The following is a 15,687-nucleotide window of genomic DNA, read 5'->3' as shown; positions in this document are numbered from 1 at the left end:
TCGGCTCGCTGGTCGGCTCCGTCGTCGGCTCCTCGGTGGGCTCCGTCGTCGGCTCGGTCGTCGGCTCGCTGGTCGGCTCCGTCGTCGGCTCCTCGGTCGGCGCGCTGACGGCGATCGTCCCGAGCGTCAGCTCGTCGGGACCGGTGCATGACAGCGTCGACGGGATGGTGCTGTTGTCGGCCTTGTAGATGGTGGCCGCGATGTTGAAGGTCTTCGGCATGCCCACCACGACCGTGTCGGCGACGTAGTCGGGGACCGTGATCGGGGGGACGGTGCCGGTCGCGGGGATCAGCCACGGCTCGTTGGCGACCTGCGGGATCGGCGTGCGCGCCGAGCCCAGCTCGGGGATCGGGACGACCATGGTCTCGCCGGCCGACGTGAGCGTGACCGACGAGTCGGTCGAGGCGCCGTCGGCCTCGCGGCCACCGAGCAGCAGCGCGGTGGACTGGCGCAGCAGCTCGGGCATCGTCAGCGTGATGTTCACCGCTGTCGAGGGGATCGTGTCACCGGGAGCGACGGAGTCCGGGACCACGGTCGACGCCTCGACGCCGATGTCCTGGACTCCGAGATTCAGTCCGCCGGCGACGACCTCGCACTTGAACGCGAACTCCTTCTCCAGCGTCTGGTCTGCCGCGGCCGGGCTGAAGAACCCGGCGCCGACGGCCCCTGCGGCGGCCAGTCCCAGCGCGGCGACACCTGCTGTCGCTCGCCGGGACGGTGAAAACGTGAAACTCACAGGTGATTCCCCTCGTTGTGGCGCGCGAACGCAGGGAACGCGTGCCGAAATGCGTGTGATCCACCTCACCATAAGCGCTGTAACTGACAGTGACAACCCGTGTCCGGTCGCTCTTCACCAACCTCGCGGGGCGGCATCGACCACAATGGGCGCATGTCCTCCGTGCGAACCCCCGACCCGAATCCCGGCTGGCTCTCGGAGTTCCAGCTGGAGGAGACCCGCGCCCGCGTCCCGATCCTCTACGTCGAGGCCGTCCCTGTGCGGCTCGACAGCCTCGGCCAGGTCGAGTCCGTCGGCCTGTTGCTGCGCGGGTCGTCCACCACCGGCACGTTGGCGCGCTCGTTCGTCTCGGGCCGCGTGCTGCACGGCGAGCCGATCCGCACGGCCCTCATGCGCAACCTCGAGAAGGACCTCGGTCCCACCGCGTTCCCGCAGCTGCCGGCCGACATCGTGCCGTTCACCGTCGCGGAGTACTTCCCGATGCCGGGCATCACGCCGATGTACGACGCCCGCCAGCACGCCGTGGCCCTGGCCTACGTCGTGGCCGTGACGGGTGAGTGCGATCCGCGCCAGGACGCGCTCGAGCTGACGTGGGTGACGCCCGAGGAGGCGCTCACCCCCGCCATCCTCGACGAGCTCGAGGGCGGCCGCGGCGTCCTGCTGCAGCAGGCGCTCGCGCACGTCGGCGCCCTGAGGTGAGCCGCCGGACGGCTCGATGAAGGGCCGCCCGAGCCCCTGGCTCATGCTCGTGGCGGCCATGGTCGCGCAGGTCACCGAGACGGCCATCGTCAGCACGCCGCTGCTGCTCATCCCGCACCTGCATCTCGACGAGGGCCTGTCGCTGGTGAGCGCCGGAGCGCTGGCCGCCGCACCGACCGTGGGAACCCTGCTCACCCTCGTGGCCTGGGGTGTCGTCGTGGACCGCGTCGGCGAGCGCCGCTCCCTCGTCTCCGGCCTGCTCCTGCTGGTGGCGGGCTGCACCATCACGGTCGCGGGTGCGCGCACGGACAGCATCGTGCTGCTGGCCGCCGGGTTCTTCGTGTGCGGCGTCGCGGCCGGCAGCTCCAACTCCGCGAGCGGGCGGCTGGTCGTCGGCTGGTTCCCGGCCGAGAGGCGCGGCCTGGCGATGGGCATCCGCCAGACCGGGCTGCCGCTCGGCGTCGGTGCGGCCGCGCTCGTCGTGCCGAGCTGGGTGCAGTCCCGTGGCCTCGTCTCGATCACCGTGCTGTGCCTCGTCGTCGCGGTCGCGGCGACCGCCTTCATCGCCGCGACCGTCGTCGACCCGTCCCGGTCGACCGGCGAGCACGCCGATGCCATCGCGAACCCGTACCGCGGGGACCTGCGACTGACCCGGATCCATGCCGCCTCGGCCCTGCTGGTCATCCCCCAGTACGTCGTCTGGACCTTCATGCTGCTGTGGCTCATCGATCGGCACGGCTGGAGTGCCGCTGCGGCCGGCCTGCTCTACGCCGCGTCCCAGGTGCTCGGTGCCGCCGGGCGCATCGGTGCCGGCTGGTGGTCCGACCGGGTCGCCGACCGGCTCGGGCCCATGCGCCTCGTCGCGGTCGCGGCGACCGTCGTGATGCTCGTGCTCGCGGTGCTCGACGGCTCGCCCGTGGCGGTCGCGATCATGGTGGCCGCCACCGTGATCACGGTCGCCGACAACGGCCTGGCCTTCACCGCCGTGGCCGAGATCGCCGGACCTCGGTGGTCGGGCCGCGCCTTCGGGATCCAGAACACCGGCCAGTACCTCACCGCCGCGGCCGTGCCTCCCGTCGTGGGCGCCGTGATCCAGCAGGCCGGCTACGGCTGGGCCTTCGCCCTGGCCGCCTCGTTCCCCCTCGTCGCGGTCTTCCTCGTCCCCGTTGCTACTGACAGGTAACCTTCGAAACGGCTTTGGCTTGCCTTAGTGAGCCGACGCAGACCCCGCGCATTAGGGTCAAAACAAACTGCTCGAACCCGAGAGGAATCGGCATGGAACCGATCAACATCATCGCCGGCGTCCTGACGCTGCTCTCGACGGCGGTGGCGGTGTACCTGCTGGCACCGGGCATCAAGCGCATGCTCGGTGTCATCCGCACGGGCACGCCCGCCTACGGACGCACGGACGACCCGGTGCGCCGCACGAAGAACATGCTGATCGAGACCTTCGGTCACACGCGGATGCTGCAGTGGCACTGGGTCGGCATCATGCACTGGTTCATCTACCTGAGCTTCATCATCTTGAGCTCGGCGGTGGCGACCGCCTACCTGCAGGTCTGGAACCCGCACCTCGTGCTGCCGCTGATCGGCCACTTCTTCCTGTTCGAGTGGGTCAGCGAGGCCATCGCGTGGCTCGGCCTGATCGGCATCATCGCGCTCATCATCGTCCGCCAGCGCAACCACCCGCGCACCGAGGGCCGCAAGAGCCGCTTCTTCGGCTCGCGCTTCGGCCAGGCCTACTTCGTCGAGGCCATGGTCCTGCTCGAGTGCGGTGCCGGCATCCTCATCCGCGGCGCCGAGTACCAGCTGATGTCCCTCGAGGGTGACAGTCACGCCAGCGCCTTCCACTTCCCGCTCACCAGCTGGATCGGTGGGACGCTCTGGTCCGGCCTGTCGGTCTCCGGCCTCGAGACCGCGATCGTCCTGATCGCCCTGGTCAAGGTCCTCTCGGCCACGGTCTGGCTGATGGTCATCGGCAAGAACCTGACGATGGGCGTGGCCTGGCACCGCTTCACCGCGTGGTTCAACATCTACTTCAAGCGCGAGGTCGACGGCGGCACCGCCCTGGGCGCCCTGGTCCCGCTCTACGTCAACGGCGAGCCGCTCGACCTCGAGAAGATGGAGGACCTCGAGGAGGAGGACTTCGAGAAGCTCGGCGTCGGCAAGGTCGAGGACTTCAGCTGGAAGGGCCTGCTCGACATGACGACCTGCACCGAGTGCGGTCGTTGCCAGAGCCAGTGCCCCGCCTGGAACACCGAGAAGCCGCTCTCGCCCAAGCTGCTGATGATGGGCCTGCGCGAGCACGCCTACGCGAAGATCCCGCTGCTCGGCTCGGACCCCGAGACCCTCACCGAGGAGCAGCAGCGCGAGCTGGAGCGCCCGCTCATCGGCACCGAGGACCTGTTCGGCGTCATCGACCCCGACGTCCTGTGGTCCTGCACCAACTGCGGCGCCTGCGTCCAGCAGTGCCCCGTCGACATCGAGCACGTCGACCACATCGACAACATGCGCCGCTACCAGGTGCTCGTCGAGTCCAACTTCCCTGCCGAGCTCAACAACATCTTCAAGGGCCTCGAGCGCAAGGGGAACCCGTGGGGCATGAACCCGCGCGACCGCATGAAGTGGGCCGAGGACCTCGACTTCGAGGTCAAGCAGGTCGGCGTCGACGTCGAGTCGCTCGACGAGGTCGAATGGCTGTTCTGGGTCGGCTGCGCCGGTGCCTTCGAGGACCGCGCCAAGAAGACGACGCAGGCCGTCGCCGAGCTGCTCAACATCGCGGGCGTCACGTTCGCGGTGCTGGGCGACGGTGAGACCTGCTCGGGCGACTCGGCTCGCCGCGCCGGCAACGAGATCGTCTTCAAGCAGCTCGCGATGGAGAACGTCGCGGTCTTCGAGGAGACCAAGGTCAAGAAGGTCGTCTCGACCTGCGCCCACTGCTTCAACACGCTCAAGAACGAGTATAAGGAGCTGGGCGTCGAGCTCGAGGTCGTGCACCACACGCAGCTGCTCAACCGCCTCGTGCGCGAGAAGAAGCTCAAGCCGGTCGCGTCCGCCGCTCCGCAGGCCAAGGTCACGTACCACGACCCGTGCTTCCTCGGCCGCCACAACCAGGTCTACTCGCCCCCGCGCGAGCTGATCGGTGCGACCGGTGCCGACTTCGTCGAGATGGAGCGCACCAAGGACCGGTCCTTCTGCTGCGGCGCCGGCGGCGCCCGCATGTGGATGGAGGAGAAGATCGGCTCGCGGATCAACATCAACCGCACCGAGGAGGCCATCGGCACCGGCGCGGAGAAGATCGCCGTGGGCTGCCCGTTCTGCCGCGTCATGCTGGCCGATGGCCTGACGGCCAAGCAGGCCGACGACGAGTCGCTCGTCAACGTCGAGGTGCTGGACGTCGCGCAGCTGCTGCTGCAGGCCGTCAAGCGCTCCGAGGAGGACGTCATCGCCGAGGCCGAGGCCGTGACCGCCGCGGCCGCGACCGACGACGCCGCCGGCGACGAACCGACGGACGCCGAGCCCGGACCCGAGGCGAAGGCCGATCCCGAGACGATCACCGACACGGCCGATGCGGGTCCTGCCGCCGACGTCCACGAGTCGGCCGACGCCCCGAAGGACGCCGGTGACGACCTCGACAACCCGGAGGGCGACAGCCGCGCCGAGGATGCCGAGATGGCCGCGAAGCACAACGTCGCCGTCGACGACAAGGGCACCGCGGGCGGCATCTTCGAGAAGGGCGACGCCACTCCCGAGGGTGCGCTCGACCACGAGGGCACCAAGCCCGTCGCGGTCGCGACCGAGCCCGAGGACGAGCCGGCCCAGTCCGATCCCGAGCCGGTCGAGCAGGATCCGACCCCGGCCGAGTCCGACCCCGGCGCGGCGGCCCAGCCCGCACCGCAGGTGCCGGACGAGGAGAAGGCCGAGCCCGAGCCGGCCGCCGAGCCCGAGTCCACGCCTGAGCCGGAGCCGGAGGTTGCCGCCGAGCCCGAGCCCGAGCCCGAGCCGAAGGCCGGTCACGAGCAGCCGTCGCTGCTCGACGCGATCGAGGACGAGGAGCAGCCGGAGCACCACCGCGAGGCGACCGAGGCCCCGAAGGCCGATCCTCACCCCGAGGTCGGCGACTCGACCGATCCCGATGCCGAGGCCGTCGTCTACGACGACTCGCGCCCCGAGATCCCGGCCGAGAAGCACGCGGAGCAGACGTCGGAGCAGGAGGAGCTGGCCTCGATCACGCCGGTCGAGGACGCGCCGAACCCCGACCCGGTGTCGGAGGACTCGGTCCCGCTCAGTGATGCGAACCCGTCGGGCGCCGAGCTCAGCGAGTCGGCCGGCGAGACGGCCCAGGACGACGAGGACGACTCGAAGGCCTGATTACCTCACAGTGCGGAAGCCCGTTCCACCCTTAGGGGTGGGGCGGGCTTCCTCAGTTGCAGGTCCCGGAGCCCAGCATCGCGAGTCCGTACCGGTCGCCCGGGCCCCACTGCGTCGAACCCGTGCTCTCCGGGAACATCAGCTCGCGCGGGTCATCGACGTGCGCGAGGCCGACCACGTGCCCCAGCTCGTGCCGGATGACCGCCACACTGCTCCGCCTCGGACATCCCCGCGAGCGCGGGGCCGTCGAGCGCCACCTGGCCGGTCACGTAGCGCTCGTGCGACCCGGAGCGGACCGCCACACTGCCGCCGAGGCCCGCTGTCACACCGTCCAGCTCGGGCACCTCGGCCGGGTCCGACCAGGCGACCAGGACAGGGCGACGCAGGTCCTGACGACGGACCTCACCACCCATCCGCGGCGGACGTTCGGTCAGGCCGTCCACCACGAACTCGAGGCCGGTCGCGGCCTGGACGTCGTCGAGCGCGTCCTCCACCAGCGGGACGGCGTTCGCGCCACCGGTGCGCGGGTTGATCTCGACATGGATCGGGATGCAGGGGTCATAGGTGACCGGCGGCCTCCCGTCCTGCGCCTCGCGCATCAGCGCGAACGCCTCACTGCGGGGCACCCGGGGCGCGGGCAGCAACCGCTCGCGCCGCGCGTCGGCGGGACGGTCGGCGGTGTCCCGGACGAGCTGCGGCCTCCACACGCCTCCGGGCTCTGGGGTGCCGGACGCCAGCCCCGACACGGGAGCCCACATGAGCACGGCCGCGACCCCGAAGGCGGCGAGCCCCAGCCTGCGTCGCGGCCCACCGCGAGGGATGGCTGCCGTGCGCCAGTCGCGCGGACCGGCCCCGGCGTGATCGAGCGACTCCAGCTCCTCGAAGGCGCGACGGGTCCATTCGTCACGGCGCCGCGCGGCGCCCGAGACCCGGTCCCACCACGCTCGCACCGGACCATCGTGCCGTGGGAGCCGCGCGCGCGGAGGCGAATCGACGAGGTCGCCGGCCTCGGCGTCGCTCCCGGACCCGATGGGTCAGGGACGAGCACCGCGCTGCTGGACGCACCGGCTGGCTGCGCCGATCCCGCCCTGCAGCGCCACGCGCGCGTCCTTCCTCTCCACCCACGAGGCGAGGAAGCCCGCGGCGAACGCGTCGCCGGCGCCGGTGGTGTCGATGACCTGCACACGAGGAGCCGCCACCTGCTCACGCACCGATCCGGCGACGTAGGCCGCTCCCATCGAGCCGAGCGTCACCGCGACCTGCGGGTACATGCGGGTGAGGGCGTCGAAGTCGACGAACGGGCCGGTCGCGCCCACCAGCAGGCGCGCCTCGTCGAGGTTCGGCATCAGCAGGTCGACCCCGCTGGTCCAGTCGACGAAGGCCTCCGGCGTGACCTCGCGCAGGAACGCGGTCGTGCTGGGGTCGACGCTGACGCCCGCGCCGCGCCGCTTGGCCTCGGCGATCAGCTCGACCGCGACGGCGCGGGTCTCGGGGTCGAAGAACGTGTATCCGGTCAGGTGCAGCCAGTCGACGTCCGCCCACAGCCCGTCGTCCAGGTCGTCGAGCGTCAGGGTCCCGTTGGCGGCCCGGTCGACGTACATCGTGCGGTCGGCGTCGTCGTCGAGGGTCAGCACGATCGTGGCCGTCGGGAGCAACGGATCAGCGACGAGCCGAGGATCCACCTGGTGTTCGCGCAGCGACGCAGCGTGACGCTCGACCCCGTCGTTGCCGACCTTGCCGAAGAAGCGTGCCGGCGAGCCGAGGAAGCCGAGCCACGCGGCGGTGTTGGCGGCCGAGCCACCGGGCGTCATGCGGATCTGCGCGCGGGTGTCGCTGCGGGGTGCGACCGGTTCGAGGGGCAGGACGCCGATGTCGTCGACGACGTCCCCGACGACGAGGATCACGGGTACTCCACCGCGGCCCTCGCGATGCGCGCCGCGACCTCGATGTTGTTGCGGGCGATGTCGAGGTTGACCGCGAGGCTGGTGCCGTCGGTCAGCTCGACGATGCGCTTGAGCAGGAACGGAGTGACCTCCTTGCCCGACAAGCCCTTCGCCTCGGCCTCGCCGAGCGCCTGCTCGAGGGCCGCATCGTGGACCGCCGGATCGAGCTGCTTCTCCTCGGGCAGGGGGTTGGCCACGACGATCCCCGACGTGAGGCCCAGGGCGTCGCGACTGTGCATCACGGCGGCCACCGCGAACGCGTCCTCGGCGCGCCAGTCCAGCTCGTGTCCCGACGACGTCAGCCAGAAGCTGGGGAAGTCCTTCGTGCGGAACCCCAGCACGATGACGCCCAGGGTCTCGAGGCGCTCGAGCGTGGCCGGGATGTCCAGGATCGACTTCACGCCGGCGGACACGACCGTGATCGGGACCTGGCCCAGGACGGTGAGGTCGGCCGACTCGTCGTACGTGTCTGACGCGCCGCGGTGCACGCCACCGAGTCCGCCCGTGGCGAAGACGCGGATCCCGGCGCGATCGGCGATCCACGACGTCGCGGCGACGGTGGTGGCGCCGCTGCCCGCCATGCCCAGGACGACCGGCAGGTCACGCACCGTGAGCTTGGGGATGTCCTCGTTCGCGATGCGGGCCAGCTCGTCCGGGGTCAGCCCGGCCTTGAGCTCGCCGTCGAGCACGGCGATCGTCGCGGGTGTGACGCCCTGCGACCGCAGGATCTCCTCGAACTCCTGAGCGGCGGCGAGGTTGTCCGGACGCGGCAGGCCGTGGCTGATGATGGTGGACTCGAGCGCGACGACGGGGCGGCCCTCAGCGAGCGCGGCGGCGACCTCGGGCGATGGCTGGACCTTCACCCCCCGACCCTACCGAGGCACGGAGTCAAAAGAACTCGTAGCCGCAGTTGCTGCCGAGCTCGCGGAACGAGCCCTTCATCGGGAAGATCTGGATGTCGTCGACCTTCTTGTCCCGCGGGCCGGGCCGGTTCTTGATGAGCTTCACCGTGACCTTGGCGCGCCAGTGGCTGTAGTAGAGCTCCTGCCAACCGGTCCGGTCACCCGGCGTGGTCACCCAGTCGTAGTTCTCGTTCGTGATCTTCAGCCAGCTCGACTCCGTGTAGCGGCGGTCGGCCTCCTTCCACTTGCCGCCCTTGAAGTACTCCCACTCGATCCAGCGCTTCACCATGTATCGGCCCTCCCCGTGGATGGCGGCCACGTTCGGGAAGGTCACGCGGACGGCGATCGCCGCCTTCAGCGTGTCGCAGTTGCGCCACTTCGTCGTCGTCCGGTGCGAGCCGGCCTGGGCTGCCGGCGCGAAGGCCAGCACGAGCGCCGCGAGCAGGGTCGCGAGCACCGTCATCCGTGTCGTTCTCATCGTTGTGCCTTCCTCATCTGTAGACCGCGATCGTGACGACGCCGGTCCTGGCGTCCATGGCGTTGGGAGAGTTCGAGAAGACCAGCTGGATCCGGTGGCGCCCGGGCCTGAGTGGCTTGCTGACGAGCGTGAGCCGGTTCCGGTGGCGTGCGGCGAGGGCCGCCGTCACGCGGGCACGTCCGTCGACGAGCAGCTGCAGGCGGCCGGTGGCGTTGATCGCGGGGGTGGTGGTCAGCGTGGCGGTGACGCGGATGTTGTTCCTGGCCGTGAACGTCAGGTCGTTGACGCGCCCGCCCAGCTTCGTGGCGGCCTTGACCGTGACCACGAGCGGGGCCGACACCGACGAATCGAACGCCGCACTGCCGTCGTAGGTGGCCGTCAACGTGTGCCCGCCCAGTCGCAGGCTCGTCGGGAGGGAGAACGTCGCGCGGCCCGCGGCCAGGGTGGCCGTGCCCAGCACCGTGCCGCCGTCCCTGATGGTGACGGTGCCGGTGGGCGGTCCGCCGGTGCCGGCGACCGTGACCGTGAGCGTCCCTCCCGCACCGAAGGCGACCGAGGCCGGTCCTCGGAGGACCGTCGTGGTCGCGTGCGCGTCGACGACGCGGTTCGGGTCGAACACCCACAGCTCGTTGCCGACGTTGCGGTCGTTGTCCGGGCTGTTCAGGAAGAACAGCGTGCTCCCGGCACCGAAGAAGGTCATCGGGCCGTCGACGACCGCACCCGCCTCGTTGGGCAGGTCCATGACGCGCTCGGTCCCCGCGGCCGTGCCGTCGGTCCGGTAGATGTCCCTGCCGGTGCCGCCGTTCGCCCCGAAGTACGCGTGCGCCCCCCAGGTGGCGAACGGGAACGGGTTCGAGCCGGCCGCGCCGGCGCGCAGGTTCGCCAGCGGGATCGAGGTCGCGCCGTCCGAGAACCACGGCTCCCGGCCGGTCGCGTCCTGCTCGAGCCCGAAGACCACACCGGAGCCCAACGTGACGGGATCGGTCGCGTCGCCGGCCGGGCTCACACGCTGACCGATCCCGGCACCGCTCGTGGCCCAGACGCCGTCCCAGTTGCCGCTCCAGGCGCGGTAGAACAGGCGGCCGCCGGCGGCGACGGGCTGGAAGTCCCAGTGGTCCTCGACGAAGGCCAGGTGCGGCGCGCCGACTCGGGACGTTCCCGCGCCCGTGCCATCGGACCGCCACAGCTCGGGGGCCACGGCGTCGTCGTCCGTGCCGTCCGTGAGGAAGTACATCGACCCGCCGAGGATCGCGGTGCCGGTGCGCTCCGAGAACCGCGTGCTCTCCGTCGGGTCGGGGTCGCCCCGGCCGTCGGTCTGCGTGATGTCCCTGACGAGCTGCGGCGCGCCCGTCGGGCCGACTCTCCACAGCTCCCTCCCCGTGCCCGACGTCGCGACGTGATGGTCGCCCCACTCGTCGACGCGCGCCGTCCTGATCGTCTGGTCTGCGGTGAACACCAGGGAGCTCCCGATCATGCCCAGGGCGCCGGGACTGGAATCGGTCCACTGCGTGCGCCACTGCGCCTGCAGCTCCTCGTCCGAGGTCATTCGCGCTGTGGTGTTGATGTCCAGCAGCTGCGGTGCCGAGCCAGGCCCGCCCCAGCGGTAGAGCTCGCGCCCGTGTGCGCCGTCGTCGGCGGCCACGTACACGGCGCCGGGCCCCGCATCGAGGAACCAGGTGGCGGCGGACCCGACGGTCAGGTCCGCGACCATGGCGGTCCCCCCCGCCGTCCCGTCGGAGTACCAGAGCTCGGACCCGTGGGTGCCGTCGTCGGCGGTGAACACGAAGCCGTCGCCGTACGCGTGCAGGCTGCTGACGCGGGCGAACCCGCCGGGGTGAGGATCCACGAACTCGCGGGTGCCGGCGGTGGTCCCGTCGGAGGTCCACAGGTCGCTGTCGGCGGAGCTCGTGCCGCTGTTGCCGTGCGTGACCCAGAAGACCCGGTCACCCAGGGCGACGTGAGCCGCGCTCGGCGCGCCCTCCAGACCCGTCGCGAGGCGATATGGCTCGGGTGGGACCGCGCCCGCCGGGGCCGCTGCCACGAGACCCGCGAGTACCAGCACCGGGCCGAGGAACCACCGCAACGACCGACTCATGACCATCACCTCCGCGAACGTGCCCCCGAGCCCTCAGGGTCACACCGGTCAGGACGGTCGTGCGGCGAAAGCGTTCTCTTACCAGCAAATTCGTGACGCGAGGTCGCTCGTGCGTCGGATGGTGCGGCTGAGGCGGCGTCAGAGCCCGAGGACGGAGCGGACCGTGGTGATGACGCCGTTCTCGTGGTTCGGCGGAGCGGTGTAGTTCGCGATGTCGAGGATGTCCGGATGCGCGTTGCTCATCGCGAACGACCAGTCGGCGGCCTGCAGCATCTCGTAGTCATTGAGGTAGTCGCCGAAGACCATGGTCTGGGTGGCGTCGATTCCCATCTCGGCCTGCAGCTCGCGCACCGCCAGGCCCTTGTCGACGCCCTCGGCCATGACGTCGACCCAGTGCGCCCCGCTGATCGCGACGGGACGGGGCGCGCAGTACTCCTGCAGGAACGGCGCCGTCACCGCCTCGAGGTCGCCGAAGTCGTGCACGGCGAGCTTGATGATCGTGTCGTCCACGGACGTCAGGTCGTCGGTCACCTGGAGGCGCCGGTAGTACGGCTCGACCTGATCGAGGAACCTCCGGTCGGTGCGGGTGATCCAGGCGGACCTCACCCCACACACGACGATGCCGAGGTCGACCCCCTGGTCGGCGAGGGCCTCGGTCTCGCGCACCGCGCCGGCCACCCAGTCGGAGTCGAGCGGATGCACGGCGACCTGCTTGCCGCGGTCGGTCACGTAGGCGCCGTTCTCGGCGATGATCACCAGGTCGTCGGCGACCTCCTCGAACATCGCCGCGAGCGTGGCCCACTGGCGGCCGCTGGCGGGCGCGAACGCCACGCCCGCGGCCTGCAGGTCGCGGACGAGCTCGAACGTGCCCGTCGGCATCTGCTTGTGCTCGTCGAGGAGGGTGCCGTCCAGGTCGGCCACGACCAGGCGGATGTCGGGGGCGGTCATGCCCCTCAGTCGATCACACTCCGGTGGAAGTTCGTGTGGGACCGCGAGGCCGTCGGCCCGCGCTGGCCCTGATAACGGGAGCCGTACTTCTCGGACCCGTAAGGGTTCGCGGCCGGCGAGGTCAGCCGGAAGAAGCAGAGCTGCCCGATCTTCATGCCGGGGTAGAGCTTGATCGGCAGCGTGGCGACGTTGGCCAGCTCGAGCGTGATGTGGCCTTGGAAGCCGGGGTCGATGAATCCGGCGGTCGAGTGGGTCATCAGGCCGAGGCGACCGAGCGACGACTTGCCCTCGAGGCGCGCGGCGATGTCGTCGGGCAGCGTCACGTACTCGAAGGTCGAGCCGAGGACGAACTCGCCCGGGTGCAGGACGAACGCGTCGTCACCGGTCACCTCGATGGGGCGCGTCAGGTCGGACTGGTCCTGCGACGGGTCGATGTGCGGGTACTTGTGGTTGTCGAAGACACGGAAGAACTTGTCGAGTCGCACGTCGATGCTCGACGGCTGGATCATCGAGGCGTCGTAGGGGTCGAGGGCGACCCGCCCGGCATCGATCTCGGCGAGGATGTCGCGGTCCGAAAGCAGCACGAGAAGAACCTAACGCACCCACGGCGTGCGATGAGATCGTCATCGAAGCGGTGCTCGTCCCGAGGCGCGTGGACCTTTCGTGTGCCATGGTGCGAGTACGGCAATCGTGAGGAGACCACGTGTACAAGACCATCCTCGTCGGCGTCGACGGCAGTGACACCGCTTCTCGTGCGGCGGAGGTCGCCGCGGGACTCGCATCAGCCACCGGCGCCGCCCTGCACATCGTGACCGCGGTCGACGAGAAGGCCAGCGCCGCCACCGACCTCCCGCCCGGCATGCAACCACTCAGCCCCGGCGAGCGCGCCGAGGCCATCGCGCGCCAGGTCGCCGAGGGCCTCTCCTACCGCGGAACCGTCGAGTCCAGCCCCGCTCCGGGCAAGCCGGCGGACGCGCTGGTGCAGGTCGCGAAGGAGATCGGCGCGGACGTCATCGTGGTGGGCAACCGACGCGTGCAGGGCATCGGACGCGTCCTGGGCAGCGTCGCCGCCGACGTGGCCCACCACGCGCCGTGCGACGTGTACATCGTCAAGACGACCTGAGCGGACGCCGCTCGTGGAGTGGAGCCGGTGACGGGATCCCTCGGCGGCGCCTTCGGCGCGAGGACGGGGCCCACTTCGATTCCCGTCGCCGGGAGCACTCGCTCCGCTCGTGGAGCCGGTGACGGGAATCGAACCCGCGTATCTTGCTTGGGAAGCAAGCGCTCTGCCATTGAGCTACACCGGCGGCTGACCTGATCGTAACGAGTCGGGCCACGATGATGCATCCGGGTACCTGAGCGGGGCCGAATGCCTCATCCTGCGTCAGAACTGGCGCAGGAAGTCGCGCACGTGTCCGATCAGGTCGGCCGGGCGCTCCTCGGGGATCCAGTGGCCCGCTCCCTTGATCTCGCGGACCGTGATGTTCGCGGGCCCTTCGGCCCGCCGGACCAGACTCGGCGCGAGCACGAGGTCGCCCTCGCCCGGCAGGAGCAGCAGCGGGACGTCCGTGACCCGTCGCGCGTACTCACCGCGTCCCAGAGCCGGCATCTCGCGCAGCATGAACGAGCGGTAGAGGGACTCGCCCGCCTTGGCGCGGCCAGGCTCGCGGAACCGCGCGAGGTACTCGGCCCGGTCACCGCGCTCCCAGCGGAAGCCCCGGGCGGCGCCACCGCGGAAGATCGCCTTGAGCAGCACCTGCCCGGCCCTCTGTTGCAGGAACGCACCGCCCACGCCGCCGGCGACCGGTTGGTACGCGAACCGCCACATCTGGTGCCACGGGATCGGCTCCCAGGGCGCGACGATCGCCGCTGCGACGACACCTCGCACGGCGCTGGCACGGCGACTGGCGATCAGCAGCGAGACCCAGGCCCCCCAGTCGTGACCGACCAGCACGGGCCGGTCGAGCTCGAGGACCTCGATCGCGCGCGTGATCTCGTCAGCGATGACCCTCTTGTCATAGGCCTCGACGCCCGCTGGCGCATCGCTCCAGCCCGCGCCTCGCAGGTCGATCGCGACCACGTGATGCGTCTCGGCGAGCGCCGGCATCACGTGACGCCAGCAGAACCAGTGCTGTGGCCACCCGTGCAGCAGCACGAGTGAGGGCCGGGAGGCGGAACGGTGAGCCGCTCCCGACTCGGCAACGTGCAGGCTCACGCCGTCGACGTCGATCCACCGGTGGTCCACGCCGGTGACCACCGGCATGCTCGCTTCGGTCATGGGGCGATCGTAGGGTGATCCACATGACACTGGTCGAACTCGAAGCCGACGGTCCGGTCCGCAAGATCACCCTCAACGCACCCGACCGCCTCAACGCGCTCGACTGGCCCCTGCTCGAGGAGCTCCGTTCCGCGGTCGAGCAGGTCGCCGCGGACGAGGACGCGCGCGCCCTCGTCGTCACCGGCGCCGGCAAGGCGTTCTGCTCCGGGGCCAATCTCGAGAGCCTCTTCGGTGACACGAGCCGACCCGCCGACGTCCTGCGTGAGCACCTGATGAACGTGTACTCGTCGTTCCTGGGGATCCGCAACCTCTCGATCCCCACGGTCGCGGCCGTCCAGGGCGCTGCCGTCGGCGCCGGCCTGAACATCGCCCTGGCGTGCGACGTCATCATCGCGGGTCCGCACGCCGGTTTCGGCCCGACCTTCAGCCGCATCGGCCTGCACCCCGGCGGCGGCTGCACCTGGATGCTGACGCAGCGGATCGGCTCGGCCAACACCGCGGCGGCCCTGTTCAACGGCGACATCATCGACGCCGAGACCGGCCTGCGCCTGGGCATCGCGCAGGAGATCGCCAAGGACCCGAAGGCGCGCGCGGCCGTGCTCGCCCAGACCTGGGCCAAGCGCAACCCCAAGCTGATGGCCGACATCAAGAAGTCCGTGGGCATCGCCGCGCGGTCCGACCTGCACGAGTCGCTCAACTTCGAGTCGTGGGCGCAGGCCGAGTCGCTCAGCAGCGAGGAGTTCGCGGCCTTCGCGGCCAAGTTCGCCTCGCGCTGATGCCGCGTACGGCGGGCTCGAAGGACACGGTCGACCCCGGCGCCTGAGCCGGGTCGGGGTACGCATGGGAGCCGAGACCGTCCTGGTGGTCGGAGTGCTCGCGTTCGCGACCTCGGCCCTGACGGCGGTCCTCGGCTTCGGCGGCGGCGTCGTCCTGCTCGCGATGCTGCTGACGGTCGTCGACCCGCTCGTCGCGATCCCGCTGCATGCCGCGATCCAGGTCGTCTCGAACGGGACCCGCACGATCGTCCGGAGGCGGGACGTGGACTGGCGGGTCGTCGGGTGGACCTCGGTGCTCCTGCTGCCCGCCGGCGCCCTCACGCTGCCCCTCGCGCAACGCGCACCGGAGGCAGCGCTGCAGGCCCTCATCGCGATCGCGGTGCTGGCGGCGACGTGGCTGCCCGAACGACTCGACCGGCCCTTGCGCCCGCCGACCCGACGCGGCTGGCTGGGCCTGGGCG

Annotated in this window: 16 protein-coding genes and 1 tRNA gene; 6 read left to right on the top strand and 11 right to left on the bottom strand. The window is 70.7% G+C overall.

The window, feature by feature from the left end; all coding sequences use genetic code 11:
- Positions 1–736, bottom strand: a 736-nt coding sequence (locus RT323_RS12340; protein ID WP_313408831.1) for a DUF6801 domain-containing protein, incomplete at its 3' end; no start/stop codon positions are given.
- 153 nt (positions 737–889) lie between these two features.
- Between RT323_RS12340 and RT323_RS12335 the strand changes: the two genes are divergently transcribed.
- The 3 genes from RT323_RS12335 (at position 890) to RT323_RS12325 (ending at position 5,806) form a co-directional block, all read left to right on the top strand.
- Positions 890–1,435, top strand: a complete 546-nt coding sequence (locus RT323_RS12335) for a DUF4916 domain-containing protein (RefSeq protein WP_313408829.1) — start codon at positions 890–892, stop codon at positions 1,433–1,435.
- A gap of 16 nt (positions 1,436–1,451) precedes the next feature.
- Positions 1,452–2,618: an MFS transporter gene (locus tag RT323_RS12330; protein ID WP_313408827.1), complete on the top strand. Its 1,167-nt coding sequence runs from the start codon at positions 1,452–1,454 to the stop codon at positions 2,616–2,618.
- 92 nt (positions 2,619–2,710) lie between these two features.
- Entirely contained in the window at positions 2,711–5,806 is a 3,096-nt protein-coding gene (locus RT323_RS12325; RefSeq protein ID WP_313408825.1) for a heterodisulfide reductase-related iron-sulfur binding cluster, read from the top strand.
- Between the two features lie 52 nt (positions 5,807–5,858).
- Here the strand turns inward: RT323_RS12325 and RT323_RS12320 are convergent, their stop codons facing one another.
- The 8 genes from RT323_RS12320 to dcd form a co-directional block, all read right to left on the bottom strand.
- Positions 5,859–5,984, bottom strand: a complete 126-nt coding sequence (locus tag RT323_RS12320) for a hypothetical protein (protein ID WP_313408822.1) — start codon at positions 5,982–5,984, stop codon at positions 5,859–5,861.
- Complete coding sequence (locus RT323_RS12315) at positions 5,959–6,756, bottom strand: hypothetical protein (protein WP_313408819.1); 798 nt, start codon at positions 6,754–6,756, stop codon at positions 5,959–5,961. The genes RT323_RS12320 and RT323_RS12315 overlap by 26 nt, the downstream gene beginning before the upstream one ends.
- Positions 6,757–6,840: 84 nt before the next feature.
- A complete protein-coding gene (locus tag RT323_RS12310; protein ID WP_313408816.1) occupies positions 6,841–7,710 on the bottom strand; it encodes a sugar kinase in 870 nt (289 codons plus the stop codon).
- On the bottom strand, positions 7,707–8,612 hold the full coding sequence (locus RT323_RS12305; RefSeq protein WP_313408814.1) for a pseudouridine-5'-phosphate glycosidase: 906 nt from the start codon (positions 8,610–8,612) through the stop codon (positions 7,707–7,709). Before RT323_RS12305 ends, RT323_RS12310 begins: the two co-directional genes overlap by 4 nt.
- A gap of 25 nt (positions 8,613–8,637) precedes the next feature.
- Positions 8,638–9,129, bottom strand: coding sequence for a hypothetical protein (locus RT323_RS12300; RefSeq protein ID WP_313408812.1), 492 nt, complete (start codon positions 9,127–9,129; stop codon positions 8,638–8,640).
- 13 nt (positions 9,130–9,142) lie between these two features.
- Entirely contained in the window at positions 9,143–11,224 is a 2,082-nt protein-coding gene (locus RT323_RS12295; protein WP_313408810.1) for an Ig-like domain repeat protein, read from the bottom strand.
- A 138-nt stretch (positions 11,225–11,362) separates the two neighbouring features.
- On the bottom strand, positions 11,363–12,172 hold the full coding sequence (locus tag RT323_RS12290; RefSeq protein WP_313408807.1) for an HAD family hydrolase: 810 nt from the start codon (positions 12,170–12,172) through the stop codon (positions 11,363–11,365).
- 5 nt (positions 12,173–12,177) lie between these two features.
- On the bottom strand, positions 12,178–12,756 hold the full coding sequence (gene dcd / locus RT323_RS12285; RefSeq protein ID WP_313408806.1) for a dCTP deaminase: 579 nt from the start codon (positions 12,754–12,756) through the stop codon (positions 12,178–12,180).
- Positions 12,757–12,875: 119 nt separating this feature from the next.
- Here dcd and RT323_RS12280 point away from each other — a divergent pair, with 119 nt between their 5' ends.
- Positions 12,876–13,295, top strand: coding sequence for a universal stress protein (locus RT323_RS12280; RefSeq protein WP_313408804.1), 420 nt, complete (start codon positions 12,876–12,878; stop codon positions 13,293–13,295).
- A 110-nt stretch (positions 13,296–13,405) separates the two neighbouring features.
- Here the strand turns inward: RT323_RS12280 and RT323_RS12275 are convergent.
- A tRNA-Gly gene (locus tag RT323_RS12275) sits at positions 13,406–13,479 on the bottom strand.
- A 77-nt stretch (positions 13,480–13,556) separates the two neighbouring features.
- A complete protein-coding gene (locus RT323_RS12270; protein WP_313408801.1) occupies positions 13,557–14,450 on the bottom strand; it encodes an alpha/beta hydrolase in 894 nt (297 codons plus the stop codon).
- A 23-nt stretch (positions 14,451–14,473) separates the two neighbouring features.
- Here RT323_RS12270 and RT323_RS12265 point away from each other — a divergent pair, with 23 nt between their 5' ends.
- A complete protein-coding gene (locus RT323_RS12265) occupies positions 14,474–15,226 on the top strand; it encodes an enoyl-CoA hydratase (RefSeq protein ID WP_313408799.1) in 753 nt (250 codons plus the stop codon).
- A gap of 64 nt (positions 15,227–15,290) precedes the next feature.
- A partial coding sequence (locus RT323_RS12260; protein ID WP_313408796.1) for a sulfite exporter TauE/SafE family protein occupies positions 15,291–15,687 on the top strand: 397 nt, incomplete at its 3' end.

Source organism: Aeromicrobium sp., assembly GCF_032084975.1.
Lineage (GTDB): Bacteria > Actinomycetota > Actinomycetes > Propionibacteriales > Nocardioidaceae > Aeromicrobium.
Note: the sequence above shows the minus strand (reverse complement) of the source record. Positions and strands in the feature narration are given on the sequence as shown.

What these genes read in the sequence shown, in the direction of transcription:
- RT323_RS12335 (WP_313408829.1), top strand. Translation starts at nt 890, where the DNA reads ATGTCCTCCGTGCGAACCCCCGACCCGAATCCCGGCTGGCTCTCGGAG.
- RT323_RS12330 (WP_313408827.1), top strand. Translation starts at nt 1,452, where the DNA reads ATGAAGGGCCGCCCGAGCCCCTGGCTCATGCTCGTGGCGGCCATGGTC.
- RT323_RS12325 (WP_313408825.1), top strand. Translation starts at nt 2,711, where the DNA reads ATGGAACCGATCAACATCATCGCCGGCGTCCTGACGCTGCTCTCGACG.
- RT323_RS12300 (WP_313408812.1), bottom strand. Translation starts at nt 9,129, where the DNA reads ATGAGAACGACACGGATGACGGTGCTCGCGACCCTGCTCGCGGCGCTC.
- RT323_RS12295 (WP_313408810.1), bottom strand. Translation starts at nt 11,224, where the DNA reads ATGAGTCGGTCGTTGCGGTGGTTCCTCGGCCCGGTGCTGGTACTCGCG.
- RT323_RS12290 (WP_313408807.1), bottom strand. Translation starts at nt 12,172, where the DNA reads ATGACCGCCCCCGACATCCGCCTGGTCGTGGCCGACCTGGACGGCACC.
- RT323_RS12270 (WP_313408801.1), bottom strand. Translation starts at nt 14,450, where the DNA reads ATGACCGAAGCGAGCATGCCGGTGGTCACCGGCGTGGACCACCGGTGG.
- RT323_RS12265 (WP_313408799.1), top strand. Translation starts at nt 14,474, where the DNA reads ATGACACTGGTCGAACTCGAAGCCGACGGTCCGGTCCGCAAGATCACC.